Annotated in this window: 26 protein-coding genes and 1 pseudogene; 16 read left to right on the top strand and 11 right to left on the bottom strand. The window is 46.8% G+C overall.

Annotated features, from left to right (window positions below):
- Nucleotides 1–136: 136 nt before the first annotated feature.
- The 5 genes from PV407_RS13895 to PV407_RS13875 all read left to right on the top strand — a co-directional run bounded on the left by PV407_RS13895 (nucleotide 137) and on the right by PV407_RS13875 (nucleotide 3,872).
- Nucleotides 137–808: an SOS response-associated peptidase gene (locus PV407_RS13895; RefSeq protein WP_332090530.1), complete on the top strand. Its 672-nt coding sequence runs from the start codon at nucleotides 137–139 to the stop codon at nucleotides 806–808.
- 259 nt (nucleotides 809–1,067) lie between these two features.
- The gene (locus PV407_RS13890; RefSeq protein WP_332090529.1) at nucleotides 1,068–1,424 is read left to right on the top strand and encodes a hypothetical protein; all 357 of its coding nucleotides are present in this window, start codon (nucleotides 1,068–1,070) and stop codon (nucleotides 1,422–1,424) included.
- Nucleotides 1,425–2,093: 669 nt separating this feature from the next.
- Entirely contained in the window at nucleotides 2,094–2,492 is a 399-nt protein-coding gene (locus PV407_RS13885) for a hypothetical protein (protein ID WP_332090528.1), read from the top strand.
- Nucleotides 2,470–2,709 carry a hypothetical protein gene (locus PV407_RS13880; protein ID WP_332090527.1) on the top strand — a complete coding sequence of 80 codons (240 nt, stop codon included), beginning with the start codon at nucleotides 2,470–2,472 and terminating at the stop codon, nucleotides 2,707–2,709. Before PV407_RS13885 ends, PV407_RS13880 begins: the two co-directional genes overlap by 23 nt.
- A gap of 188 nt (nucleotides 2,710–2,897) precedes the next feature.
- A complete protein-coding gene (locus PV407_RS13875; RefSeq protein ID WP_332090526.1) occupies nucleotides 2,898–3,872 on the top strand; it encodes a DUF4238 domain-containing protein in 975 nt (324 codons plus the stop codon).
- A 323-nt stretch (nucleotides 3,873–4,195) separates the two neighbouring features.
- Here PV407_RS13875 and PV407_RS13870 read toward each other — a convergent pair whose 3' ends face one another.
- The 7 genes and pseudogenes from PV407_RS13870 to PV407_RS13840 form a co-directional block, all read right to left on the bottom strand.
- Nucleotides 4,196–4,732 (bottom strand): cupin domain-containing protein, encoded by a 537-nt coding sequence (locus tag PV407_RS13870; RefSeq protein ID WP_007780203.1) that lies wholly within the window; start codon nucleotides 4,730–4,732, stop codon nucleotides 4,196–4,198.
- A gap of 240 nt (nucleotides 4,733–4,972) precedes the next feature.
- Complete coding sequence (locus PV407_RS13865; RefSeq protein WP_219644475.1) at nucleotides 4,973–5,224, bottom strand: hypothetical protein; 252 nt, start codon at nucleotides 5,222–5,224, stop codon at nucleotides 4,973–4,975.
- Nucleotides 5,225–5,750: 526 nt separating this feature from the next.
- Entirely contained in the window at nucleotides 5,751–6,566 is an 816-nt protein-coding gene (locus PV407_RS13860) for a hypothetical protein (protein ID WP_332090525.1), read from the bottom strand.
- 56 nt (nucleotides 6,567–6,622) lie between these two features.
- Complete coding sequence (locus PV407_RS13855) at nucleotides 6,623–7,015, bottom strand: hypothetical protein (RefSeq protein ID WP_332090524.1); 393 nt, start codon at nucleotides 7,013–7,015, stop codon at nucleotides 6,623–6,625.
- Between the two features lie 210 nt (nucleotides 7,016–7,225).
- Nucleotides 7,226–7,609, bottom strand: coding sequence for a helix-turn-helix transcriptional regulator (locus PV407_RS13850; RefSeq protein WP_332090523.1), 384 nt, complete (start codon nucleotides 7,607–7,609; stop codon nucleotides 7,226–7,228).
- A 115-nt stretch (nucleotides 7,610–7,724) separates the two neighbouring features.
- Nucleotides 7,725–7,964: pseudogene (locus tag PV407_RS13845) on the bottom strand (cupin domain-containing protein); the annotation flags it as partial.
- A 148-nt stretch (nucleotides 7,965–8,112) separates the two neighbouring features.
- Entirely contained in the window at nucleotides 8,113–9,009 is an 897-nt protein-coding gene (locus PV407_RS13840; RefSeq protein WP_332090522.1) for an SDR family oxidoreductase, read from the bottom strand.
- A gap of 128 nt (nucleotides 9,010–9,137) precedes the next feature.
- On the opposite strand from PV407_RS13840, the gene PV407_RS13835 reads away from it, so the two are divergent.
- Nucleotides 9,138–9,308, top strand: coding sequence for a hypothetical protein (locus PV407_RS13835; protein ID WP_332090521.1), 171 nt, complete (start codon nucleotides 9,138–9,140; stop codon nucleotides 9,306–9,308).
- Nucleotides 9,309–9,684: 376 nt separating this feature from the next.
- Here the strand turns inward: PV407_RS13835 and PV407_RS29550 are convergent, their stop codons facing one another.
- Nucleotides 9,685–9,906, bottom strand: a complete 222-nt coding sequence (locus tag PV407_RS29550; protein ID WP_442951657.1) for a hypothetical protein — start codon at nucleotides 9,904–9,906, stop codon at nucleotides 9,685–9,687.
- On the opposite strand from PV407_RS29550, the gene PV407_RS13825 reads away from it, so the two are divergent.
- Entirely contained in the window at nucleotides 9,811–10,017 is a 207-nt protein-coding gene (locus PV407_RS13825) for a hypothetical protein (RefSeq protein ID WP_332090519.1), read from the top strand. The genes PV407_RS29550 and PV407_RS13825 overlap by 96 nt on opposite strands.
- Nucleotides 10,018–10,194: 177 nt before the next feature.
- Here the strand turns inward: PV407_RS13825 and PV407_RS13820 are convergent, their stop codons facing one another.
- A complete protein-coding gene (locus PV407_RS13820; protein WP_332090518.1) occupies nucleotides 10,195–11,037 on the bottom strand; it encodes a tyrosine-type recombinase/integrase in 843 nt (280 codons plus the stop codon).
- 655 nt (nucleotides 11,038–11,692) lie between these two features.
- Nucleotides 11,693–12,121: an SRPBCC family protein gene (locus tag PV407_RS13815; protein WP_442951656.1), complete on the bottom strand. Its 429-nt coding sequence runs from the start codon at nucleotides 12,119–12,121 to the stop codon at nucleotides 11,693–11,695.
- A gap of 2,392 nt (nucleotides 12,122–14,513) precedes the next feature.
- Here PV407_RS13815 and PV407_RS13810 point away from each other — a divergent pair.
- Together PV407_RS13810 and PV407_RS13805 are read left to right on the top strand one after the other, a co-directional pair.
- On the top strand, nucleotides 14,514–14,783 hold the full coding sequence (locus PV407_RS13810; protein ID WP_332090570.1) for an AbrB/MazE/SpoVT family DNA-binding domain-containing protein: 270 nt from the start codon (nucleotides 14,514–14,516) through the stop codon (nucleotides 14,781–14,783).
- Nucleotides 14,780–15,298, top strand: coding sequence for a hypothetical protein (locus tag PV407_RS13805; RefSeq protein ID WP_332090516.1), 519 nt, complete (start codon nucleotides 14,780–14,782; stop codon nucleotides 15,296–15,298). Before PV407_RS13810 ends, PV407_RS13805 begins: the two co-directional genes overlap by 4 nt.
- Nucleotides 15,299–15,773: 475 nt before the next feature.
- Here the strand turns inward: PV407_RS13805 and PV407_RS13800 are convergent, their stop codons facing one another.
- The gene (locus tag PV407_RS13800) at nucleotides 15,774–16,271 is read right to left on the bottom strand and encodes a hypothetical protein (protein WP_332090515.1); all 498 of its coding nucleotides are present in this window, start codon (nucleotides 16,269–16,271) and stop codon (nucleotides 15,774–15,776) included.
- Between the two features lie 272 nt (nucleotides 16,272–16,543).
- Between PV407_RS13800 and PV407_RS13795 the strand changes: the two genes are divergently transcribed.
- From PV407_RS13795 to PV407_RS13765, 7 genes are read left to right on the top strand one after another with little or no spacing between them, the layout of a single operon-like run.
- Nucleotides 16,544–16,990, top strand: a complete 447-nt coding sequence (locus PV407_RS13795) for a hypothetical protein (protein WP_332090514.1) — start codon at nucleotides 16,544–16,546, stop codon at nucleotides 16,988–16,990.
- Between the two features lie 60 nt (nucleotides 16,991–17,050).
- Entirely contained in the window at nucleotides 17,051–17,356 is a 306-nt protein-coding gene (locus PV407_RS13790; RefSeq protein WP_332090513.1) for a PrgI family mobile element protein, read from the top strand.
- Nucleotides 17,356–18,249 (top strand): hypothetical protein, encoded by an 894-nt coding sequence (locus tag PV407_RS13785; RefSeq protein ID WP_332090512.1) that lies wholly within the window; start codon nucleotides 17,356–17,358, stop codon nucleotides 18,247–18,249. The genes PV407_RS13790 and PV407_RS13785 overlap by 1 nt, the downstream gene beginning before the upstream one ends.
- Nucleotides 18,224–20,329, top strand: a complete 2,106-nt coding sequence (locus PV407_RS13780; RefSeq protein WP_332090511.1) for a VirB4 family type IV secretion system protein — start codon at nucleotides 18,224–18,226, stop codon at nucleotides 20,327–20,329. The genes PV407_RS13785 and PV407_RS13780 overlap by 26 nt, the downstream gene beginning before the upstream one ends.
- 12 nt (nucleotides 20,330–20,341) lie before the next feature.
- Nucleotides 20,342–22,426, top strand: coding sequence for a hypothetical protein (locus PV407_RS13775; RefSeq protein WP_332090510.1), 2,085 nt, complete (start codon nucleotides 20,342–20,344; stop codon nucleotides 22,424–22,426).
- Nucleotides 22,423–23,730 (top strand): M23 family metallopeptidase, encoded by a 1,308-nt coding sequence (locus tag PV407_RS13770; protein ID WP_332090509.1) that lies wholly within the window; start codon nucleotides 22,423–22,425, stop codon nucleotides 23,728–23,730. Before PV407_RS13775 ends, PV407_RS13770 begins: the two co-directional genes overlap by 4 nt.
- Nucleotides 23,727–24,254 (top strand): hypothetical protein, encoded by a 528-nt coding sequence (locus PV407_RS13765; RefSeq protein ID WP_332090508.1) that lies wholly within the window; start codon nucleotides 23,727–23,729, stop codon nucleotides 24,252–24,254. The genes PV407_RS13770 and PV407_RS13765 overlap by 4 nt, the downstream gene beginning before the upstream one ends.
- The last annotated feature ends 511 nt before the right edge of the window (nucleotides 24,255–24,765 follow it).

The raw sequence follows: 24,765 nt of genomic DNA, 5'->3' as shown, positions 1-24,765 counted from the left end.
TAAGTTCTAAATTCCATTGTGATCATTTTTTTATTGAATATACCGAAAGCTCCTGAGACCGGAAGCAGATTTCTTTTTACGATCGAAGACTTCTTCCTTTATAATTGGTTTATGACCTTTTAGGAGGATATTTTCTATGTGCGGACGATACACGATTACGGTTTCGCTCGAAGAACTGATGCTTTTTTTCTCAATCGACCAACCTAACGTCCCGTTCCATATCCCACGCTACAACGTTGCCCCCATGCAAATGGTTCCAGCAATATTAAATGACGGTGAACGAAACCGACTTGGAGAACTCCGCTGGGGGTTAGTTCCTGTTTGGGCTAAGGACCCCAAAATCGGCAATCTGATGATAAACGCACGGTCAGAAACGATAACCGAGAAGCCAGCATTCCGAGGGCTTCTCACTCGTAAGCGTTGCGTCATCCCCGCCGATGGATTCTATGAATGGAAAAAAGAAGGAAGCAAAAAGCAGCCGTATAGAATAGTTCTGCGCAGTCGCACATTGTTTGGATTTGCTGGGCTCTATGACACATGGACCGGGCCGAATGGGGAAAAGATCAGCACATGTACGGTAATAACTACAACTCCTAATAAACTGATGGAAGACATCCATGACAGAATGCCGGTGATTCTGCAACCAGAGGATGAGGAAGTGTGGTTGGACAGAAAGAATCAAGATAAGGATTTTCTTCAGTCTATACTCCGGCCTTACGACGCATCTGACATGTATGCATACCCAGTTGGATCCGCGGTAGGTAATGTACGAAATAATTCTCCGGATTTGATTGAGGCCATAAATTAGTCAATTAACTGCCATACGTTGAACTATACAGGGAGACGTTGGCTTTTATGTTAAACGATCCCGAGACGCCTACAGATGTAGCCGTAACGGCATCAATCCGCGATACGACATTTTTGCGGGTGGACGAAGCGATGCGAACTGGACAATTTGACGGAAGTGCTGGAGTGTTACGCAGATATCGGTATTCACAAGATCCATCAAGTGGAGGAGCAACAAGAACAAGTCGAATAAATTACGACAAGGGAGAGGAGAAGTCCCCATGATAGATAAAGCGAAGCTAAGAAAACTCATTGACAAGTATTACACGGATGCCTCTGCGTCTGCTGCTCCATTCGATCATGGCGTTGTGTGGCTGTCTCTCAAACTGCTGGATGCAATCGATAGTGGCGATCTGAACGAGGACCCAGTATCTGTACCAACGCTTCAGAAAGGCGATAAGGTATTGCATAAGGATAAACGAAACGCCTATCTTGGGGTCGGTAATGTGTTGGATATCGCAGCAAGTGGTGAGCGTGCCTACGTTGAATGGCCGAACTATGACAAGAGAAGAGCTGGATTTTATCCTCCAGCTCCTGCCTATTACCGTTTAGACAAACTGATCAAAGTAGGAGGGTGACGGCCCTACAAACCTATAACGGGAGAAACGGGGGCCGTGGCGGGCAGCATAGACCCCTGATTTGGATGGAAGGGATAACTGACGCCGCGGCGTATCGTCCGGATCGGCTACGGTAAATGATCGTGGCGTCTTGGTTGCCGTCGTGCCGGTGCTCAAACGGTGCAGTTGCGCTACCGCCGGCGCATCCGGCGGAACCGGAGCGGGCTGATCGCAGAAGACGTGACCCGCGCGAGATCTGGAGAACAGGAGGCCGCGGCGTGCATCCAGAACCCTGGTTTGCAAAGATTAGACAAGCTCCGCGGCGCCACGTCCGGATCAGCGATGGGAGCCAATCAAGGCGGCCAAGCGGGGGCCGCTGCACTGCAGCCGGTGGATCAGGCCATAACAACAAGTGAACCAATAAGGGAGACGTGATTGTGTGAGAATAGGTGAACGAGGGGCTACGGGGTAGGTCCGAATCAGTAGTTGGAACTGATCGCGGCGTGCCGGTCAGGTGATCGGGGCGGAAGCAACTGCGACGCAATGGATACATCAAGTTGAACTGGCGCAGGCCGATCGCAGGCGGCGGGCAGAATAAGGACAGGAAATAGGGGTTCGTGGCGTGGGCCGAATACCTGACACCGGCTGGTAGTGGTTGAAGTAAAGGTACGGCTAAGGAGAGGTGAACAAATGTCCTTTATTTGGGGGATGACTGTAGACGGCTGGTTTTTCAGTCCCAAATTTCAGTACTACCAAAAATGTGCTGGGCGTGTTGTTTGTTATGTTGAACAAATGACGTTTATGCACCGGCTTGTTCTATATCCTCGTGGCAAAGTCTATGTGTGCTCTTTGGAGGCCCGCACCGGAACCGGGGTGGATCCAGATGTGTTATTCCATATGGGTGAGAGTTGGTTGCGACAATACGCCTCAGCAGACGAGGAACAGATTCATAAGGACATCTACGCAGTCAATAACCTTGAAGGTGTCTGGGGCCCATTTTTGGCGCCCAGAAGGCTATTTTATCTCGATCCCCATTCTGACGTGAAAATGACAGGAGTTGAAAATAGTGAAACGAGTGAGCAATATTGATTTTTCAATTGACATCAATGCGCCATTTGCACATTTGTCTGACGAGGATCTCGAAAAAGCCTGGCAAGAATACCGTAGCCTGGGCGATAGTGCTTCGTGGAGAGAATGTATCATAAATGGTGTCATTCTACAGTTACAGGAAAAATATGAAGTTATCACTATTGGTGTTAAGAAAGCGATCCCTTCAAAAATTCATGTCTTCAGCGAATTATTGTAAACGGTACAACAGTATATATGTCTGATTTCTTTTTACGAATAAGGTGAGTTGCTTGCCCCGCCCAAACAAAATTCCCTAATCAGCATTAGAGCGGAATATGGGACAACTCTTTTTTAGCAAATATATAAACGATTTCAACTACCGAGGAGTCGTAATACAATCACAATAAGCTCTTGGAGGCAACATCCTTGAATCAACAACCCGTCAAGCGAAATCATCATTACGTGGCTCAATTCCATCTCGCCGGCTTTACCAAAAAGGAAACAAAGGAAAGTACATTTTTTGTGTTCGATACCATGACGGGCGATCAAAAGGAATTAAAACCAAAGCGTGTGGCATTTTCTAAAGATCTATACAGAGTTGAATTACCGGATACTCCTCCAGATGCTATTGAGGATGTATTCATGGATTTAGAGAGTAAAACGGCTCCAGTCATCCGAACACTTTGCGAGACGTTACGGATGCCTTCTGGTGACGACTACAATTACCTGATGAACTATATTGCACTACTTGCAGTACGTACTCCTTCGTATAAACAAACTTCGTCTGCGATGATGGAAGAGATCGCAAAGATAACGATGAGAATGGCGTTTTCAACGGAAGAAAGATTTGAGATCGTGAAAAAGCAGATGGCGGCAGAAGGTAAGGAGGTACCACCCCTTCACTATGAGACGTTTCGGAACTTCCTCGACGAAGAGCGGTATAACATCGCTTTTGATAACAATACCCATGTCAATAACCTACTAGAATCCATGGACGCGGTGCTTCATCCACTTGGGGCGCGATATTGGACCATCGTATACAGCCCGAATCAACTTGGGGACTTCATTTGTTCCGACCATCCGGTCAGTCTTCATTGGGCAACGGGTCGCGATAGAGGGATTTTTTCCTCTCCGGGGCATGGTATGCTGGATACCGAGGTTACGGTGCCGCTTACAAGTCGGGTTCTACTTCTCGGCCAATTCGAGCCAATTTTGCCGGAAGTCATCACGCTGACAAGCCGGCTTATGCTCGCGATTCTCAACAGTTGGAGCAGCGAGCAGTCACGATTCATCTATTCACGTAAAGAGGATTTCGTGTGGTATTCCCGCGAAGAAAAAATCGCTAATATGGCCGATTTCAGGCGGCTTATTGCAGAAAATAGGAAAAGAATGGATCGCTGAGTGACAATTCGCTATAACTACTTATAAGCAGCTCTAAAATAATGGCGATGTGACATTTTCATCAAAGTCGTCTTTTGTACATATGTCTATAAATCACTTTAATCACTTGCTGCTGTTGTCTTCTCACATATGGTCTAATGACACAAACATACTCTTATTTCTGACACAAACATATCCTTAAAGTCACTAACCGCCGCAAAGTTCATGCGGCGGTCACATGACGTTTTTATTAAGCTCTCGTTCTCCGTTAGTTCAGCAACAACAAGGATATGTTGTTCATTCCTTGGGTGTAAAAAATTATAATTTATTACTCACAGTAATTATTATTCGGCTGCCATAGCATCAGCTTTAGTTACATGTACAGTACCATGTGGATGGTGTGGAGGTGCATATATCGAATAAAGTTTTAGCGGGATATTGCCTGTATTAGTTACATTGTGCCATGTTCCAGCGGGTACCACAATGGCAAAGTCATCAGAGACTTTTCTTACAAAGCTTAAATTATTTTTACTCTTGCCCATTTGAACAATCCCTTGACCTTGTTCAATACGAAGGAATTGGTCAACGTTAGGGTGAATTTCCAACCCGATATCTTCGCCAACGTTAATACTCATCAATGTAACTTGCAAATGATTTCCTGTCCATAAAGCGGTACGATACGTACTGTTTTGCTTCGAAGCCTGATTGATATTAACTACAAACGGTTCAGGTCCATAATCTTTCAACTGAAAAACCAATCGATTATCATGCCATGTATCAGGAGGCATAGTCCTGTAAACATTCTGTCCTCCATAGTTATACATTGGTACATTTACATGATATGGATATGGATATGGATACATATAAGGAACATTGTACATTTTTTTCATTCCCTTCACGCATTTTTCAAATTATCTTATGAAATATACTTAGGGAATGTACCTAGATTCAGCATTATATAGAAAGCTATCGGAAGGGTGCTGTTGAAGGGTTCTGCCCGTTAGCTTTGCTCGCGATCAGACTACAACTTTATTTTCACGGTCTAACACTTTATTTTTCAGTCTAACACTTTATTTTCAATGAACACCGCGCACGTCTTTTCATGGCTCTGGCCCTCCGGATCAGCGGATGCCTAGCCGCTGGCAAAAGTCCGGATCGAGCTGCTTCAGTTTTTCCTTGGCCAAGTAGACGGCCTTTCGCGGCTGATTCAGCTGATAACCGTATCGGCCAGCTGCCTTCAGCTCGTCCAGGCGATTCAACTTTTGCATGTAGGTGGCCCATGCCGTTTCCCACTCCTTTATCGCTGCGGCATTTTCTGCTATGGCCGGATCGTGCAGCAGTTCTTCATTGATTTGCGTCATTTCGGTTTTCATGGTCTTGTCCTCCCTGGAATCCCTTGTGAGATTGATTCAGCGGCCATATCAGCTTGCCGCTTGGCTCACGCATACCACCAGAGAGCTTTGGAAAAGCTCGGCCCAATCGCCATCTAGGGGCCCCACGCATTGCGTAGCAATGTGGCGGGGGTAGATGGCTCGGCAGGACAAGGGGCGCGAGCATTACCGGACTGACTGAAGGGAGGGAGGATATGGCGCAGCGGCGCAGCGGACCTCTTGTCGTGACGGCGGGCTGTGGTATCGTGTTGAAAGCGGCAAGGGAGCCAATAATTGGCCGCCGTTCCTGGCGTAGCCGGGAACGTACCATCATCCCATGAAATACGAACGATCGATCTTCCGGATTGGAAAAATCATTCGTGTTTTCTTCATCGAATCGTCCTGCAGCTGGTCGCGATCCCGGCCGGCCGGAGAGATCACAAGGCCAAAAAGCCGAATTATAACACGCGTTATAAAATTCCCCTTCGTTAAAGAAAAAGCCATGATCGAGGATCATAGCTTGATCCTCTTACATGACCTTTTGCCGGTAGCGCATTCTCAATTTCTTTTGCTCCGGATCGAAGCGGATTACGCTGCATTGAACTTTATCCCCGATGGCCAGCTCTACGGGAGTATTCGGCGTAGCGATCATGCCAACGATTCCGGGAACGACTTCGGCGTAAATCTGCTGGCCGACAATATTCACGATATGGACCGGCAATACGTCACCGGCGCTATATTGATTCGTTTTCCAAGGATCGGGAAGCATGGCCGTCCTGGATACGGTTACGCTGCCGGTGGTTTTGTCTAGCTTGACGATCTTGACGGTAAGCAGCTGCCCGATATGAAACTCGGACCGCAGGGAGCGCCGGATTTTGCTTAACGTGGCTTCCTGACGCGGCATTTCCGCGATTAGACCGCCGCCAATATCCAAATAGACCTTGTTATCTCCCAAGCCCTTTATAACGGCTTCCAGCTCTTGTGAAAGGGTAATCCGTTCCAAAACTTCTTTGCTTAATCGTTCAACGGCTTTCTGCCGGTCACACTCCGCATATGGATCTCCGTCCTTCCGGTGGACGGAATGAATCATGACGTAAATCTTCTGGCCAACAAGCTGCTTCAGCTGGTTTTCATGCTGCAATCCAGATCTCTCGAACGGGACGTATCCGGGTATGCCTTCCAGATCGATTTTCCAAGCCGCAGCGCCGCCGTAGAGCTGCACTTGCACGATAGGGGCCTCAATGATCGAATCGGCATTGTAAGCCCGATAGATCCGATCTAGCGGCGTACTGGACGCTTTCACTTCTGCGCCTTCCGGACGAAAGAAGTTACGGTTGATTTCCATGTCGATCCCCTCCTGTTGAAAGGAGCCGGTAGGAAGATCCCGACCGGCTCCTTGAATTAGCTATGTGCTTGAATCGGGTTGCGTCTAAAGTGAATGAACATTGCTGCCCTGGTTGCGAGAAGCCCGATCACGCCGATTACCGCGCAAAGCGCTACAACGGTCTTGCTTCCAGATGAAAGGCCAAGCCCCATGAAGGCAAGCGTGTAATGGAAGCCGAAGGACATAATGACGGCCATGAGAAAGGCCGGTTTCAGAATCGGAGCTTCCTTGATCTTGCCGTAAAGCAAGCCGCCCCACAGCGCCGCCCAGAAAATGTCCCAGAAAGGAAAGAAGCTGGCATGAGTGCTTTCATGGGTAATGATCGATTCGATAATCATTGCGCCGTACAGCAACGCCTTCAGATAAAGCGTGATGGTGAAGTAAGCTATAACACATGTTAAGATTCTCAACCTTGTTTCCCCCTTGCCTTTAACGTGTAAACGAACATTGTTGCGCCGACACCCATCAGGAAACCACAAAACGCAGGTAGTAATGTGTATAGTTGCATGGTTTGTTCCCTCCCTTTACTTACCTTATCTGTCAAGATCAAGGATAGTGGATGAGCTGAAGAAAGTATTTATGGAAAAGAGACCGGTATTTACGCAAAAAGGCTCGCGGCATCAATGAGGCTCGTCCCGCCTCATCTTCTGCCGTTTGCGCCACAAGGAGGGAGACAGTCCTTCGACGGATTTAAACCATAGCGAGAAGGAATGCAACCGATTGAAGCCGAGCCGCTCGGCAATCTCATTCATATCTTTATCGGTGGCGCTTAGGAGCCACTTCGCCTCCTGCATGCGGCAGCGCTGCTGATACTGCTTCGGACTGATGCCGTAAATTTTCTCGAAGGTACGGCGGAAGCCCGCGACGGTCATGCCCGTCAGCTTGGCGACGTCGGACATCTTTACGTTCAGATGCAGGTGCTCCCGCAGGTAGTCCGCCGCCTTCGTAATCGTTATGGCCGCCAGATCCGCTTGGGAATGCTCGTACAAGAAGAGCAGCAGCATCTCGGCCCCATACAGCGGTGCTGCGCTGCCGGTCCTTCAATGTGGAGGACTGCACGCGCAGCAGTTCCCGAAACAAGAGCTCGAAGCGGTCGCGGTCCATCCGCGACAGCGCTGATATGGTCGGCCGCTGCAGGGCGGCGCCAAGCTGATTGGCGACGTCTTGCAGCGAGCTCGGCATATGCTGGAGGTGAATGACGCCGAACCGAATATTGGTTACCGCATCGAAGCGGTGGGGAATGCCAGGCGGAATAATGACCACGTGTCCGGTCTCCACCTGTACGCTGCGGTCCTCCCATTCGAAGCGGCCCCGCCCCTCGAGGATAATCTCGATCTCGAGGGTCGTATTCCGATGCATCGGATCGTCATGCCAATGTTCATCGAACGTGCCGATGAAGCTGCGGAGATGGAATGCTGGCTCCATGTTGGACTCCTTTAAGGGTTGAATAAAGAATGTATTGGAATAATTCGATATCGAGCCGCAAGTCCCTGCTATTCTTCCAAGTTCATGATTGCATCACTTGACCGCCGTTGACGTGCAGCGTCTGGCCCGTGACGAAGCGGGAGTCGTCGGACGCGAGATAGACGTAAGTCGGCGCGAGCTCGAAGGGCTGGCCCTGCCGCTGCATCAGATTGTCCGGCAGCGCGACTTGGTCGGCGGAGAAGCTGGACGGGATGAGCGGCGTCCAGACGCGTCCCGGCGCGACGGCGTTGACCCGGATGCCCTTGCCGACGAGATTTCTCGCCAGCGCGCGGGTGAAGCCGACGTTGGCCGCCTTCGTCGCGCTGTAGTCCATGAGCTGATCATGGCCGTAATAGGCGACGACCGATGCGGTGTTAATGATAGAGCTGCCCGCCTTAAGATAGGGCAGTGCGGCTCGGGTGGTGTAGAAGTGAGAGTAGATGTTCACCTTGAAGGTGTCGTCGAATTGTTCGTCCGTAATATCGAGCAGGCTCAGCTGCTGAAACTGGATGCCGACATGATTGCACAGGATGTCCAGCCTCCCGTATGCCCGAACGGTTTCTTCCACGATGGCCGCGCACTGGGCTTTCTCCCGCAAATCCCCGGGGAGCAGTAAGCAGCGGCGCCCGTGCGCTTCGACTCTTGCCTTCGTGCGATGAGCGTCTTCATGCTCATCGAGATAGGCGATGGCAACGTCCGCCCCCTCCTTCGCGAAGGCGATGGCCACTGCGGCGCCGATGCCGCTGTCCCCGCCCGTAATGAGCGCGGCCTTCCCTTCCAGCTTCCCGCTGCCTCGATACTCGGGGTTCTCCACGATCGGACGGGGAACCATATACTTCTCTTCGCCGGGCTGCCGATATTGCCGCTGCTCCGGAACTGTGATCGGAATTTCTTGCACCTGTGTAATTTTCCCGTAGTGGGGATACATCGGATAGGTCATAAGTACCTCCTCGTAGACTCTTTTCCTTCAGCGTATGTCGCATAGGCATCCGCCGTGCCTGGTTCCATGGCCGGGCTGCTGTGAATATATTGGGGGAAATATTGAAGATTCCGCATGGAGGTGCCGAGATGACGTATTATTACAATCCGGAAGTGAAGCTGCTGCTTCTGAAGCGCTCGGAGAAGAAGGTGCAGGTGTGCTATAACGACGATCCGGTTCCGCTGCAGCTGCCGCTGATCGGGCCGCGGCCGCCCTATTACGTCGAGCCGCGGTACGTGCAGGAGTATCCGGTGATCTGAAGACGGGGGAGCCCTCTCCCCCTGCCGTCCTGCGGCACAGCGATTCCACGCATCATATTCGTCCCCCTGGTTACAATAGGAGCGATAAGGAAAATGAGCCAAGGGGGATATAGATGATGAGAAGATGGATTTCAATGCTCAGCGTCATCGCGCTCCTGACAGCCGTCCTGGCGGGATGCGCGGGAGGAACGGCGAACCAGGGAGCCGGCGGGGACACGAATGCCGGAGCCGGCGGCGGCGGGAACGCGGGCGGCGGGAAGGTCACGCTTAAATTGCTGCAGTTCAAGGTTGAGATTACGGATAAAGTGAAGGCCATGGCCGCCGATTACATGAAGGATAACCCGAATGTCGTCATTGACGCCCAGATTACGACCGATTATGAGACGATTTTGAAGACGCGCTTCGCTTCCGGGGAAGAACCGGATATTTTCATGACGAAAGCGTATTTAAAATCTTCCGGCAGCAGCGTGATAAGGTCATCCGGCGTAGGATCAGCCAACCTTTGAAGCCGGACAGCTTGATTTCGCATAGCGCCTTCCAACAAGTTACGGACGAACCGGCCATTACCGGCTTCCCGAACGCCTTCAGCGCTGGCCAGAATGGGGCGAATGACTTCTTCGCTGCGCGGATCTACATTCAAACCGCTGGACATAAGACGGAAAATCTGAAGCATTTCGTCTACAGTGTAGTCCTTGAACTCGAACACTAACGGGAAGCGAGATTTCAGACCGGCGTTAGCCTGGAAGAAATAGGGGTCCCGCCAACATTTTAACGAAAATATACGCTAAGCCTTCGGAAGGGATCGGCTTAGCGTTTTTTCTTACTCTAAGCAAAAGCAATCCTGACGATTTCTGATGACCCAATAGTTAGTGATAAGTACTAACGCCTAAAAATACCGCCGGTACAATTCTCTACGCCGTTCTCCACGAAGCTGAGCATAGATCTGTGTGGTGGATGCTTTTTCGTGCCCAAGCATTCCCTGAATAAACTCCAGCGGTGCACCGTTATCTAGTAATTGACAAGCGTAAGTGTGACGAAAACGATGCGGATAGACGTTAACAGCAACATTACTTCGGCTTGCCAACTTCTTTAATGAGTGACGAATCGTAGGTATCGACATACGGCGAGCAGGCTGAGTTTCCGTAACAAATAGGGCTTTACATGAATCATCACGGCTCTCCAAATATCTTTTTATCCATATTTTACATTCAGTCGTAAAATAGATCTCCCTTTGTTTTGCCCCTTTTCCATTCACAATGGCTGAACAGTTTTCCAAGTTGATGTCTTCAATATCTAGTTTCTGCACTTCGCCAACACGGCAACCCGTGCTATAAAGAAATTCAAGCATTGCATACTCCCGTGGAGATTCACAAGAAATTTTCAGAAGAATAACATCTTCTTCAATCAAGAATTTTGGAATGCGCTTATCTGTTTTTGGCTCTCTCAGCTTTAGAGCCGGATTCCGTGAATTGTGGCCTTCCTCAAATGCAAACCGAAAAAGGGATCTTACGAAACGAATCCGATGTCCTAAGCTGCTCGGTTTTAGCCGGTCCGATTGCTTGGACAAGTAGCCTTTAAGCAAATCTAATGTGATCGCTTCAATTTCAAGATCACCGAGACCAGCGATCAACATCTTTAGCTGCAACGCGTACGCATTTAAAGTGTGGGTACTGAATCCCTGAATACGCTTGTCAGCATCATACAAAACCCATAATTCAGTCAATTTCATAAATTCACCCTCCCGTTGTCTTTAGCTCTAGTTTCAACTAGAAACGGATGGGTTTAGTCTTTAATGTCGGGCTTCCCTTACTGAAGATTGTATAAATTCATGCGATAGAGGCGCTGCGCGGCGCCCCTTCCAATAAAACTATCTTGCCCTGTTAACGATATGAGGCCACCGATTAAACCGGCAGCCTCGCCCTTGACGTTCATTCAACTATAGTTTCCCGTTAGCCATCCATGCAGCGCAAGCGCCGCACCACAGATGATGAAAATGGTTAGAATCCGTCAATACTGCTACTATGGCTGGGAGAGGAAGGTCGATGAACTATGGTGCCATAGAGCCCATCCGTTAGTCTGACTCCAACGACCACGGTGCATCACAGATTGTCGCTCCCTTTCGGGAAGCACTCATGGGAGATTAATCCTACTCTGGTTGTTGCACCAGCCTCATTTTTATGTTCAGCCTTGAAAGGTCTTTGGTACTTTTAATTACATAACTCTTCTCAGGCACAGCCTTTTTTAAAAAATCATTCGGCTAGGTCTATTTTTTTATTGTCTTTTTGAGGTTTTAGCGGATTTAATTTTCATGGGAGTGCAATAACTATGCGTCAATTGCTAGCCTCGTTGTAACACTTGCCTGAAACATTAAGCGATACATATTCCTAATGTTTAACGTGGGCGTCAGGAGCCTTGTCCGCTACAAGATTCAAGACTATGTTATGTTCAAGAAACGCCTTTAGCCCGCAGAGCACAATCGTGTATCCTCCCATATCGTCAATGGCTCGATTTACGATATCATCTCCATTTCCTGTATACCCTGAGCTTGTAATCGTAACAAAGGTTTCGTTATTTGTTCGGGGAGTAAATATCCACTCGACCTGGGTGCTGTCCGACCATTCGATTCGAATTCGCATGTTTTTCTCGATTTCTTTTACATGAACATCATCCGAAACACCGTACATCTCCCAATCCCACCGGACATGACTTCCCACTTCTAATCTTCCACTGCTTTTTGTGAACCAGAATTTTGTAGTAATTGCCGGGTCGATAAAAGCCTCAAAAACCTCTTCAACCGGTTTTCTAATAAGCATTTCTGCTTTAACAACCGGTATATGATTCAGGGTTGCCACTATAATTCCTCCTTTTATGTGCAGTACTCCTCATATTGTAGCATTTAACATATGTGATCATTTCTTATCAATTGCTATTTTATAATCTCAGAGATTCCAAACGACCTATTAAACATAACTGCCCGTTAGTTCAACAAATACTGTTAATTGCATTCGGAAGACCCGGCGGCCGGGAGTGAAGCGGATCCCCCGGCGAGCTGCAGTTGCACTAGGAGCTGACTGCTCACATCCTAGCTTTCGCATCTTATGGGTACATGTTTGTATCATTAGACATTTGTCTAATGATGTCGGATGACAAGAACTTGATGTCATAAATGACAAGAACCAATACAGACAATCTGTCCTTACGAACGATTATTCCCTCAGCCCTTAGCAACGCCATCGTCACTTGAGAAACGACTTTAAGCTTGTGCTGGCCAATTCAACCGGTACCAAGGAGTTGGTACTTACCACCGACAAGTATGAGCTGTTGGGTGCTTCCGGCTTGAGCGGAACCATCCGGATCGATGCGATTGTCAAGTATGCGGAGCATCTGTCGATTCCTTTGCTACCTCGGGATGCATCCAGGCATCCCCGTACTCGGAGTATCCTTCGCCCTTTACGATCTTCCGCTCAACCGTAGGAATCAAGTTGATAACCTCCTTACGCTCTTCCATCGCCATCGCCCCTCTCTTGATTTCCATTTTGAATCAATCGTCAGAATATGACAAATCCCATTTTGGGCGATTTTTCCTATTTCGTTCCTAAGAACTTGCTAGGACAGTTTTAGGACGATCTCCTTTTTCCTTAGTTTTTCAGCATTTGGGGAATGGCGTGACAAAAGCCTCCCCCCTTCCCTTCGCCAACTGCCATATCCGTTCATATTGATCAGGCTGCCTGCCTCTTTCCAACGCCTCTTGCGTTTGGCCGGCAATATATTTAAAAGCAATTCCCCCTATCGGCGGGACTGACTATTGGTTTCTTTTTTATAAAGCCACTTTATTTCGGGACTTTTTCACGTCCGGCAAAAAGAACTCTGACTGGTGCGTCAGCAGTTCAGCAACCAGCCGGTTTCGGAACGGTGCGCTTCCGGTTCCTTCCCGCTTTGCAAGCTGTTGGGCTTCTACAGGAGTCTCGGCGCAAGACCATGGCCAATAAAAATAGTTATTATACAAACTCGATCCCCTATCTTCAGTGGCAAAAAGATAAGGGATCGGGCTGTAGAGTTAATACCCTACAGAATTGATAAGTTATGAGTATTATATTTCAAAACTCGTCGTTCCAGAACTGCGAGTTCGATAAGTTGGCAAACTTGTTTGTAGGCCAGGACGAGGACGAAGAAGTATACGCCCATCATCATGCCGATTTCACCATGTCCGATGCCGTTCCGATTGGGTCAGAACCGCATTAGCTGAAAAACCAGCACCGCCAGAACGTACAGTTGCAGCTACCCCCCCCTGGGGTGAGATTCTCCGTAACCAGCCGTCATTTAAGTCCCCCCCTACCCCGTGCGTCCTTCTGATTCCTGTTAATGCCTCCTCCCTTAGATGCTCGCACAGCATGGATCCCAGCAGCCGCTTTAAGTGAGGATGCTCCAGGTTGATCAACTCCGATTTATCCGGATATTCAGTCGCCGCCCTCCTACTTTCGGCGGCTTTTTCCGTACGTTCTTCGCCCCACTTCAGATCCATCCAACCCCTTTCCAACAAACCGCCGTGTTCCGCACATACCGGTATCAACGGACTGGCGACGGTTCTCCCTTGGGCAACTTCCGTCCGCCGGCGCGCGGTTAGACTAGCCTTCTCAGTTGAGTACTTGGTTGAAACATTCCGGCCAATCGTTGGCGCTGCCCACGCCCCGCCCGACATGTCGCCGCCGTGAAACAGGCACTAGTCTTTCTAGTGGAGCAAATGGTTGTACGTTCTCTATTGCACGTAGTCGGAAACGAGCTGCAGAATCTTCGGACCCATCAGTTCGAAGGACCCCTCCCAATCGCCGCCAGTGCGCTTCACCGATCGATTTCGTAAGCATACCTTGCTCACTATAATAAGATGTTCAGCAGCTCACACAAGCTTTAATAGACGGTAGTCAATGTCTTGGTCATGCACCTATGACGCTGTCACGAAAATAGTACAATAGACCCTTTCATTTTTTTGGTATAATGGAAAAAGTAATCAAACTTTTCTAGGAGGACTGGACAAACTTGGATAGTTCGACAAGACTCCCCCGAAATTTTGAGTCGCTAAAAGTACTTCTCCTTGCAATCATGGAACAGTCCCTTTCATCAATTGAACGTGTTCGTGATAGGGAAGCTGTGCTGCGCGAAATTGAGCGTTTGAGAAATCCAACCCAAATACATGGTAAACGTCGGACGATCAAGCCTACCGGCATAGTTCGTAGAATAGACGATCTAGGCCGTGTAGTAATTCCAACTGAACTTCGGCGAACACTGGGAATCGGACATAAATCCGATCTTGAAATTTACACTGAAGGCGATTGGGTTATAGTCGAGAAGCTCGAGAAGACTTGCGCGGCTTGTGGGTCAGCGGTCGACTTGGTACCATTCAAAAGAATATACCTTTGCGAAACTTGCTGCGGTGATTTGTTCGAGAATATAGATTCCAACGAGGAGACCGGTGCATGAACCTAAGCGAGAAAGATCAACAGTTCTTTCACTCAAATAAAGGGGCTCTCCTATCATTTACAGATTGGAAAAACCTAAACAAAGACCTTCGTCGGGAACTGCTAAAGTTCTGGCGCACCATAACATCAGACCACACGATTCGTGAGACTTGGGGAGTTACGGTCGGAAATTTCTATTACCACTTAAAGGCTCTTGGTCTTGCTGGATCACGCGAAATCCATTCGGAGCAGAGGCCGGAACAAAGTAGGAAGAGGATCACTCCGGACCTAGAGGTCATAGATGCCGAATATCAAGTAATTGAAGACTCTTCGGCGGTCGTAGCCCAGCGCGAAACGTCTTTGGCAACTACACAGATGGCTACCACAATCTCGGACAAATCTTCTTTCCCAATTATGAGATTCAACGAGTCTGGTACCCCTGACCGTATTATGAAACGACTCAGAGCGATTATTGGCAATCTTGAATTAGAGGAACAGGAACTCGAGTTACGGATTGAGATATATCGGAAGGAATAGCATTAGTTCGTGGGAAGGCTGCGTCAGTTATAACAAAAGGACGCTTGATTTACGTCCAAAGCGTCCTTTTTGTGTATAGTGGATACAAGTGTTTAAAATATCCAGTTATTGTCGTGCGATAGAACTATCGATTACCCATAATCTCGTCATCTTGCAATATGCTGTACGGCAACTCCCCTGACTCAAAGAAGCTTGTCCGATCGTACAGCGGCACGTAACGGTATCTACTAGCCGCACCTTGCGCATACCGATATGCAGACGGAGCCTCTCTCCCATCTCGTATCGTAGGCATTTTAAGTTGTTCGCAGCGAGTCTTAGTCAAAAGCACTGCGTGACCGTACGGTTTATGTGTCCAATGTCCCGGTTTCATGCTGTTCGTCTTCATAAATATCGGCAAACCAGTAGCATAAGCTTCCTCTTTCGTCAGCCACCCTTTTTCATTCGGCAATTTTTTTCACTCCTTCGCGAATTCATTTCATAAATGATGATCCATCGAAATGTGTGGCCATCCAAGTCTCGTGCGATATTCTTCATAATGATCAAGAACGTACTGGTTTTTATTTGCCGAATCCGCATAACCTGTTATATTGTTCATTTTTTCGTAATGCTCTACGACTCTCATTGGGTAACTCCGAATATCCTGACCAAAATTGGAATAGTATTTTTTGTCTAGGAACAAGTAATATAAAAACGTTACGCCATATGCAGCTTTCGATTTCCTTTTCGCCCGCTCTACGGCCCTCTTCCACGAACTTCCGTAAACTGCAATTCCTGCGAATATGCCGACGCCGATAAATGCGGCTAATGCGACTGTAATAAAAATGACCATGTAGAAATATATCCAGATCGGTTCGCGATAAGATTCTTTATCCTCGAAAAGCCCAATAGTAATAAGCCACTCATTTATTTCAGGGATGAACATATATGCGGAAACAATAAAAGCTGCAATTACAACACCAATTAAGTATCGCATCTGAAACCTCCTTACTTTTCCTTACTTTCTCATAATCATAAATCAAACTCCAAGATATGTAAAGCGGTGATATTTGATGCTTGTCAAGCGCGGAGCTAATCATGTAGAATATGGATAGAAATTAATACGTTTGATCGCGAAGGACGCAAATAAAACCCTAACGGGGTTCTATTTGCGTCTTTTTGTTTTCGCTAAGAAGGGGGTTAAAATCGTATGAATCATTTGTGAACGCTACTTCTCAAATATGTGAGTTAATCGGAAAGGAGACAAACATGAATCTTATTCGCCCAATTAATCGCGTAATGCCGGCGATCATCGGTGTATCGGTCGCTCTTCTACTTTTCTTCGCTTTTACAAACGCGGCATACGCAGATAACCAAACAATACCGACTATCGGCGGTGATAACGGCACCGGAACCGTCGAGGATATCAACGACACCATTGAAAGTCTTATCTGGAAGATACGAATCATTGGTGCATTAATCGTAGTCGCGTGCATAATAATCGGCTTCATTATCGTCGGGATGAGCCTTGGGAACGCTTCGAAGCGAGCAATCGGAATAAGTGCTGTCGTTTGTGCAGGGATTTCGATTTATGGAATCGCAAAAGCACCGGCTCTCGCCAACTGGATTATCCAAGATTCGCAAAAATCTGCATCCGACGTTTCTGTGCCGTACATTACGCCGTCAGGATCATCAAATATTACTTATCACCTGTAGTCGCAGCTACTTGCCCCCCACCATTTTGGAGGGGGGTATTTAATTAAGGAGGGCGATATAGTGAAGGCCATAATGCCATTTGATACGGAAAAAGAAAGGAAAACGGTTAAGAATCTCTCCTATCGCCAAGTAGCTTATATAGCAGTGGCCGGTATCGTCTATGTTCAACTACTGCAGACCCTTTACAGTGATAGTTTGGGTTTTTTCGGAATGATAATCTTGATCTTTGTATTACTCCCTATTTGGTCGCCGTTTCTCTATTTTGCGCTGATTAAAAATCCGCAGACGGGCTACTACATGGACCGTCACCTTTTCTATTATTTTCGCCATAACTCCACACAAGCAGGCGTCTGGAGGAAACGTTAATGAATCAACAATGGATTTGGGATATTTTCATGTACATCGGGTTAGGCTTTGTTGGTTGGATGTTGTACTGCATGATTTTTGATAAGCCTCTCCTTCCCTGGCTTGTAAAATATGGTGATAAAAAAAAGAAGAAAAAAGAGACTGTCGATGATAAAAAACCAGACATTGAATTGAAAATCACACTGAAGGAACTACTTGGTATCAAGGCTTTCCACGGTGACCTCATTGAGTTGAAGGAGGATAAAAAAGGAGTCCGGACTTTCGTCGGAGCGGTAAAGTGCGAGCCTATCAATTATTTACTTCGTTCATTTGCTGAGCAGCAGGAAACGGATAATGCCTATGAACATCTTATCGCTTCTTTGACACTTGGCCCTGGACGTGAAGTAGGTACGGCAACTCATATTTCTTCCCGTCCGATTGATTTGGGCGATCAGCTAAAACCGTATGAAGAGGCATTTCCTGATCTTGATCCAACATCCCAACGATTTGCACAAGGGATATTTTTTCCGTTTATGCGGCAATGGCAGCAAACCGTCGATGAGTTTGATTACCAACGTTACTTTATCGTCCCTTTAAAATATTCGGATAAACATTTAAACGGACTGGACGAACAATCGATTGTTCTGAAAGCTCGAAATGAGTTTGGTCGACTCGCGGGGAACATTCGTATGAATTACAAACGAATGGGCGGACGTTGCAAGATATGTTCCGAAGTTGATCTGTATGAAGCCATCTACTTTGCTCTCAATAAACAAAACGGAAGTCTGCAACATTTTCGAACACTTATGGAGAAAGAAGGCATCCTCTCCCCTTTTGTGAATAGCGATTACTCAAGAAATTCGTACCGGTACTTAGAGGAGGAGACCAATGAAGATTCTGAAAAAACTACTTAGTTTTAAAAGCAATAAAAATACCCAAGGCAATAATGCATTGGATCTTTCTACTTTGCCAGATGAAGATAAAGATTTTGATGTTAAACGCCTTGAACTGCTCGATGTAATCGGCTTGAACGGACATCATATTCCTCGACATCCTAAGGATCGTGGCTACCAATGCGACCGCGGGGGATCGGAATATTGTTTTCGGTCCTTTATTTTGGACTTTGGTGATACCAATCTCATTACAGGGGCTCTCGATTCCCTTTACCGCGCCGGAGCTCTTAATGTAACGTTTTATCATACCAAATTAACCAAAAGTCAAGCCATAAAGAAGTATAAGCAGGCTTCAACGGACGAGGGTGCGCGCCTGATTCAAATGCGTCGAAGCGGGAATGACATCGAAGCTCGTGAAGCCGAAAAATCGATGGACAATGCCCATCGATTGCTTGAGGAAATTTCAGATGGTTATAATGATGGACTTCTAGGAACACTGGTCCTTACCATATTCGCTCCAGATGAAAAAACGTTGGACCAGATCGGCATGTTGATTCAAGACGATTTAATTGGAAATGACCACAATCTGAGGACATTATACAATCGTCAGCGCGACGGCTGGTTATCATCCCTTCCGATTGGCAATAACCGGCTAACGGATTCTGTTGACCGCCGATTTTTTGATAGAACCGCCATCGTAGCAGCAAGTCCATTTTATTCTTCCAGGATTCCTTTTTCGGGCGGCGTGCCTTTGGGTGTTAATCAACACACATTTACGATGGAATTCCTAAACGTTTTCGCTCCCTATCTGGATAATTACTCAAGCTTGATAGTAGGGGCTTCAGGGTCTGGTAAATCTTTCGCAAATAAATATATTTCAAGCTGTCAGCGCCTGCTTGGACAAAAAATATTCAGTATCGATCCGGACGGAGAAATGGGCCCGATTTGCGTTCTAATGGGGGGAGCTGAGGTCGAGGTCCGAGAAGGCGGAGATGTTTGCCTGAATGTTTGCGCCATGACGGAAGAAGAAATTGACGTAACGCTGAAAGATGGACGGAGAATAACGAAAGTAGTCGTTCCGATTGGAACAAAGCAAGGTCAGTTAATTAAATTCTACGATAAGCTAATGGGCAAATCAGAAGGACTGGACGGCTTATTGGCTGAAGAAAAGGCAATTTTGAAACAGGCAATCTCGGACGTCATAACTAAAAAAGGGATTACCGAAGATCCTGAGTCCCTATATGAAAAAGAAAAAACTCCCGTTCGACTTCCGAATGGTGAAATTCAATATAAGCGAGTCCGGAAACCGGAGTTTACGTTAACGGATATTTATATGCAAATTCTTATCAATTGCACGAGCGATTATAACTTGGATACCTTAACCTTTGGAGAGATTACAGATTCTGACGCAAAACGCTTGTTAAAAGTGCTCCGAGGGTATTTGAGAGATAAACCCGACGGCAAACTATTTGATGGACAAACTTCGTTTGGGAAAGATAGAAACGTCGATGATATTTTCGACAGTATTCCGTGGGTCAACTTCAATATTAAAAGTGTTGAAGGCTCTGATATTTATGAACTGGTCATGCACACGATCATGATGCTTGGCTGGGAATATTTTATTAAGCGTCCATCTCTGAGAAGATATCGCAAAAGGATTAAAGCTGAGGAAGGCTGGCGATTGAAAAGAGTTCCTGGCGGAATGCAGTTTGTAGAGGAGCTTGCTCGCCGCAGTCGGAAATATAACGGCGGCATCGATATTATTACTCAGGATTTAGCTCCATTCCTTGACGATGAGGACGGCGTTGCTGTCGTCAAAAATGCAACTAGTGGCCTGTTTCTACGAATTGGCTCCATTTCGAAGGAAGAAAAAGAAAAGCTTAAGTCCATCTTTAATTTCTCTGAAGGTGAGCTCGAGATTATATGTAGACGACCTCCAGAATCGGAAGAAGATGAGAGCAGAGGCGAAGGTATTCTTAGGGTCGGAGGATCCAGTGCTTTCATAAAAGTTACGGTATCGGATGAAATACGGAAATTTATTGATACGGATCCCGAGTACTTAGCCAGAAACGGCTTGTACCCTGAACGAGAAGCCGGCTAAGGGGTGAAACCTATGAAGAACAGAAAAAAGCTGGCAGTAATTTTCCTGGTCGTCATTGTCTTTTCGATTTTCACCCCATCAGTGGCACTAGCAGCAAATGATGAAGATGACCCGTGGTACGTGGACATTTTTGTAACTCTTTTTGATAATATCCTCTCCCCCTTTTTGGGAATCAGTGAGCCAGCCAAACATGTGTTCCAAGAACATTTGTCTTGTGACAACAATGGCGATAACTGTAAGGCAAAATACTGGGGACTGTATGAGAAGGAAGAATTCAATAATGCTATTTTTCGCGGGTATACAATCTTCAGCATCTTCGTCGGTAGTTTCTTTGTTGCCGCCCTGGTTAAATTGTTTGTCCAGTATTCGCTGTCACCATTATCATCAACTTTAAAAGTAAATGTGATCGATGTTGGAATACGAACCACCACCGCCCTTCTGCTTTTCATGAATTTTTTCACAATTGTAGGTCTGTTTTTTCAACTGAACGCAATGGGTGTCTCCCTTCTCGATCGCGATATTCGAATGCCCTTAAATTTATCGGATTACGGTGCTGATCTCATAGGCAATGTAACTGGAGCCGGCGAAAGGATAACGGTTAGTGATTTGGCAAAAGAGATGAACGGCCTGAAAAAATTAATCGTGAACTTTTTTAGTATCGGGATTTCGATTTGGTTCGAAGCCTTTTACATGCAGAGATTACTAATGATCTCAGCACTCATTATTCTTTCCCCCATATGGATAGGAACCATGTTTTTCCCGATGTTAAAAGGAATTACTGGTCATTGCATGAAGGAACTTTGGGCACAAATCATGTCTCAGTTCATTCATGCGGCATTGTTTTGGTTGTTCTTCTGGTTATTCAAAAGCAAGGATATCAGCTGGTTGCAATTAATAATGGCTCTGGCCATGTTCATTCCCATTTCAGAGTCAATACGATTTGCTCTTGGCGCAACGAGTCAAAATGCTGGAATGATTGCAACTGCTGGCACTTTAGCGGGGGCTGGGGCAATATTCCATGCTGCACGAGCATACAAGGACATTAGTTCGGGCATCCGGGAAGGCAGCTCCATGATCCGTTCCCGAAACGCTGGCGGATATGCAAATACATCGGGAGGGGACGAAGGACATGTTAGACCACGGGAACAGTATGGCGGGGCTGTAAATTATCGACCTCGTACAGAAGGATCCTATTCTATGTCTCCTGCGAGGTCCGCTCATCAAGCTCGTTTACAGGGGTTCGCCACGATTGCTTCTGGATTTGGCAGAGGTTTCATGCGGATGTCGGGTTCTTCCGCTGGCGTCGGGCTTGGTGTGATGGGACAAACCGCATTCGCTGAGGGGTTTGCCTCGGTTGGGGACTCGGCCGGTTTTCGAATGGGATCGGGTGCTTATGGACTTGGCAGTCGATGGATGAACAAAACTAAGGACTCATACCAAACAATGATTACTGATTTAGAAAACGATGGCAAAGAGCTCAAACCTTTTCAAAGAAAAATGGTTGGTGTTGCAAGCGGAATTGTCGGTGCCGGTCGAACCGTTGTTTCTTCTAAACAATTCACCAATGATCCAATTTATCGTCGAGCTGCAGCTGAACAAGCAGGCGGCGTTGTTGGGGCGATGATGTTTGGCCGCGGCGGCTATGATCTAGGGGCTGATTTTGCGACAAGTAAATTTAGTGGCATAACAAGTTCTGCAGGGTCGTTTGCTGAAGGAGAACAAATTTATACGGTCGAAACACAAGACGGTTCCTGGCTTGCACGAAAAGCAGAGAATGGTGAATACGAGCGAATTTCAAACGTTGGCAGAGGTAACATTTCATTAGCAAAAGGACAGCAAGCAATAAAAGAATACCATGTTAGCAAGCAAGATGGCATTTTTAGACTTAAACCTGCAACTACGATTAAGACAATTGCCGGAAGAGATGTCGAGGAGGAAAAGCCTGCATTCTCCTTCGACTCTGAAGGAAATAACGTTAAATATGATGGCAAAACTATTAATCCAATGAGCTTTATCGAGCGGAATCCGATGAATCACGTTGACATCCGGAGGAAGAAATCAGTTGCCTCTAAGGACTTTACTGGTGATATCGTATGAGTTCTGCGGTCACCAATAAAGCCAAAGCATTGGCAAAAAACTATGCAAAGAAGCAGATTCGAAAATTATTAATTAAACTTGGGAAAAAGGCGCTTATCGCAATTGGAAAAGGTATCGCGCTGGTTGGTAAGATGTTATTGGCTGTTGCCGGCGCGTTCGGTCTAAAAGGTTTTTTGATACTTTTGATTATCGTATTTGTCGGGGGAGCTTTGATGTACGTATTTCCGTTTTTCGGATGGTTTTCTAGCAAAAGTGGCTCCCCCAAAACGCCAGATCAATTGAGAGCCGAATATGAGGCTGCAATTATGAACTCTTCGGAATATGCAGAATATCGGCCTCCACAAATGCTAGTTCAATTTATTGATAACCAGAGAATACTAAAAGAAAAGAAAAAACTATGGGAAATAGATCCGAATAAACTTATCAGTAGTCTAAAACCTGATATTGAAATGGAGACTTTCACCGACCATTATTATACTCGCACAGTTACGAGAACCTATGTGGAAGGTGAGAATGAACCGAGGGAGGAAGTTTCTGAGTCAAGTTGGGACGTGGATAAACAATTGATTACAAAAGCACATGCGTGGAATAGGATCGAAACCTTTACATATCGTCAGGAGTTCTCATCGAGTTCGTCAGGCGATGATACATCGGAATCAACCGTATGGGTTTTAGACAATCGAATCTCCGAGACTGATTTTTCCAAGTTCGATAACACTCTCAAAAGATTAAAATTCACGCATCAAGATTTTAAATTGTTAGTAGACACAGTCCGGGTAAACAAAGCCAATTATTTAGACGGATATGAAGGAATCTATGGTTCCATTACTGGAGGGGACGATTGGTGGGGTGATCATCCTTCGACAGGATCGGGGAATTGGATCTGGCCGACCATCTCGACTCGAATAACTTCTGGATTCTATAAAAGAGTTGACCCCTTTACTGGCCAGATTGATTTCCACAACGGGCTCGATATTGGCAGACCGATCGTTGACGGTAAAATGGATGACCGCCCCCAGCCAATCTTTGCCGTGGCGGATGGTGAGGTTACCGTGGCAGGTGAAGTTAGTGGATACGGAAATGCTGTATATATTCGACACGATAGCGGAGTTACAACTGTCTACGGTCATCTTAAGAGTATCGAAAGCGGTATATCTGTAAGGAAACAAATTAAAGCTGGTACGGTCATTGGTATCATGGGAAGCACAGGAAGGTCGACGGGAATTCATTTGCATTTTGGTGTTTTGAAAGACGGACAATATGACAATCCTCTAAAATATATTAGTTTACCGAGTGGGCGGTGAAGATTATTTCTTGGAAAAGCTGGACGGTTTGCGGAGTTCTGCTGTGGGTATTACTGGTTATAAGTATTTTTTTATATGGCCGTATGACCTCAACAACAGAAAATCAAGTCCCTTCTCCTCCTGTACTCAATTCTGATAATACATTGCTCGATGAGCCGTATGTCGGTGAACCAGTCGGTAATAAACCCGAAGAAGTTATACGATTGTTTGTTGCAAATTTAGACGCCGGCGAATTAGAACAAGCAGTCTCATTTCTCGAACCTAACTATTTAGTCTCTCAGTCAAAGGACTTAAAGAACGACTTCTACCAGCTCGTACGATTATGGGAAAAGGGCGAATTGCAAAAGTATATCATCGATATTCCTAGTATTAACTATTCTCCCCTACCTTGTAGGATCATAGTCACTTTAACCAATGGTACAAAAAAAATATTTTTATTTGAACTTGTAGAGTTAGTAAATGTAGAATCTAATCCTCCCGCAAAAGTATGGTACATTCAAAATATTAGGCTCGAATCTATGTAATTAATTGTATGGTCGTTGTGTTGCTGACCCCAAGTCACATGCTGCGACCATTTTCATTTCAGCTGCAGCACACATATGAGGTCTACTCCTCCCCCCCCTCATTCTAATAGCCTCCAATTCGCCCGTCAGTTCTGTTGCGCCTCTCGCCCCCGTCTCGCAGGTCGACCAGGTTACTCCGGATACCCTCGTTCATCCAGTTGGGCCTGTTTCCCAACTGCTCGAGCAGAGCGGGATGGACTGGTAAGTTCAAGCCAAGGGGCCGGAGGCGGCCCCGCCCCCCCGGCTACTTGCTTTTCGCCGGCGTCCGCCGGGACGACGCCGTCCTCGTTCACCCATTCGGCTCCGCCTGCCGCTTGGATATTGTACCTTACTTTCCCGTCCTCGGATGTCCACCGCTCGAACGACTTCGCCGTCTGCGGCGAGAAGAACCCTTCGCATGGTACACGTCTCATGTCTGCGGATAGTAATACGACTCCGTCTTTTCCGACAGCTTCACGTCCTCCTCGATCCA

Source organism: Paenibacillus sp. GYB003 (assembly GCF_036577625.1).
GTDB lineage: Bacteria > Bacillota > Bacilli > Paenibacillales > NBRC-103111 > Paenibacillus_AB.
The sequence above is the reverse complement of the archived record's forward strand: the minus strand, read 5'-3'. Positions and strand labels throughout refer to the sequence as shown.

Bases quoted from the DNA above. Each gene is read 5' to 3' on its own strand.
- PV407_RS13895 (WP_332090530.1), top strand. From the start codon at position 137: ATGTGCGGACGATACACGATTACGGTTTCGCTCGAAGAACTGATGCTT.
- PV407_RS13890 (WP_332090529.1), top strand. From the start codon at position 1,068: ATGATAGATAAAGCGAAGCTAAGAAAACTCATTGACAAGTATTACACG.
- PV407_RS13885 (WP_332090528.1), top strand. From the start codon at position 2,094: ATGTCCTTTATTTGGGGGATGACTGTAGACGGCTGGTTTTTCAGTCCC.
- PV407_RS13870 (WP_007780203.1), bottom strand. From the start codon at position 4,732: ATGTACAATGTTCCTTATATGTATCCATATCCATATCCATATCATGTA.
- PV407_RS13865 (WP_219644475.1), bottom strand. From the start codon at position 5,224: ATGAAAACCGAAATGACGCAAATCAATGAAGAACTGCTGCACGATCCG.
- PV407_RS13860 (WP_332090525.1), bottom strand. From the start codon at position 6,566: ATGGAAATCAACCGTAACTTCTTTCGTCCGGAAGGCGCAGAAGTGAAA.
- PV407_RS13850 (WP_332090523.1), bottom strand. From the start codon at position 7,609: ATGCTGCTGCTCTTCTTGTACGAGCATTCCCAAGCGGATCTGGCGGCC.
- PV407_RS13840 (WP_332090522.1), bottom strand. From the start codon at position 9,009: ATGACCTATCCGATGTATCCCCACTACGGGAAAATTACACAGGTGCAA.
- PV407_RS13835 (WP_332090521.1), top strand. From the start codon at position 9,138: ATGACGTATTATTACAATCCGGAAGTGAAGCTGCTGCTTCTGAAGCGC.
- PV407_RS13820 (WP_332090518.1), bottom strand. From the start codon at position 11,037: ATGAAATTGACTGAATTATGGGTTTTGTATGATGCTGACAAGCGTATT.
- PV407_RS13815 (WP_442951656.1), bottom strand. From the start codon at position 12,121: ATGCTTATTAGAAAACCGGTTGAAGAGGTTTTTGAGGCTTTTATCGAC.
- PV407_RS13805 (WP_332090516.1), top strand. From the start codon at position 14,780: ATGAACCTAAGCGAGAAAGATCAACAGTTCTTTCACTCAAATAAAGGG.
- PV407_RS13800 (WP_332090515.1), bottom strand. From the start codon at position 16,271: ATGCGATACTTAATTGGTGTTGTAATTGCAGCTTTTATTGTTTCCGCA.
- PV407_RS13795 (WP_332090514.1), top strand. From the start codon at position 16,544: ATGAATCTTATTCGCCCAATTAATCGCGTAATGCCGGCGATCATCGGT.
- PV407_RS13785 (WP_332090512.1), top strand. From the start codon at position 17,356: ATGAATCAACAATGGATTTGGGATATTTTCATGTACATCGGGTTAGGC.
- PV407_RS13780 (WP_332090511.1), top strand. From the start codon at position 18,224: ATGAAGATTCTGAAAAAACTACTTAGTTTTAAAAGCAATAAAAATACC.
- PV407_RS13775 (WP_332090510.1), top strand. From the start codon at position 20,342: ATGAAGAACAGAAAAAAGCTGGCAGTAATTTTCCTGGTCGTCATTGTC.
- PV407_RS13770 (WP_332090509.1), top strand. From the start codon at position 22,423: ATGAGTTCTGCGGTCACCAATAAAGCCAAAGCATTGGCAAAAAACTAT.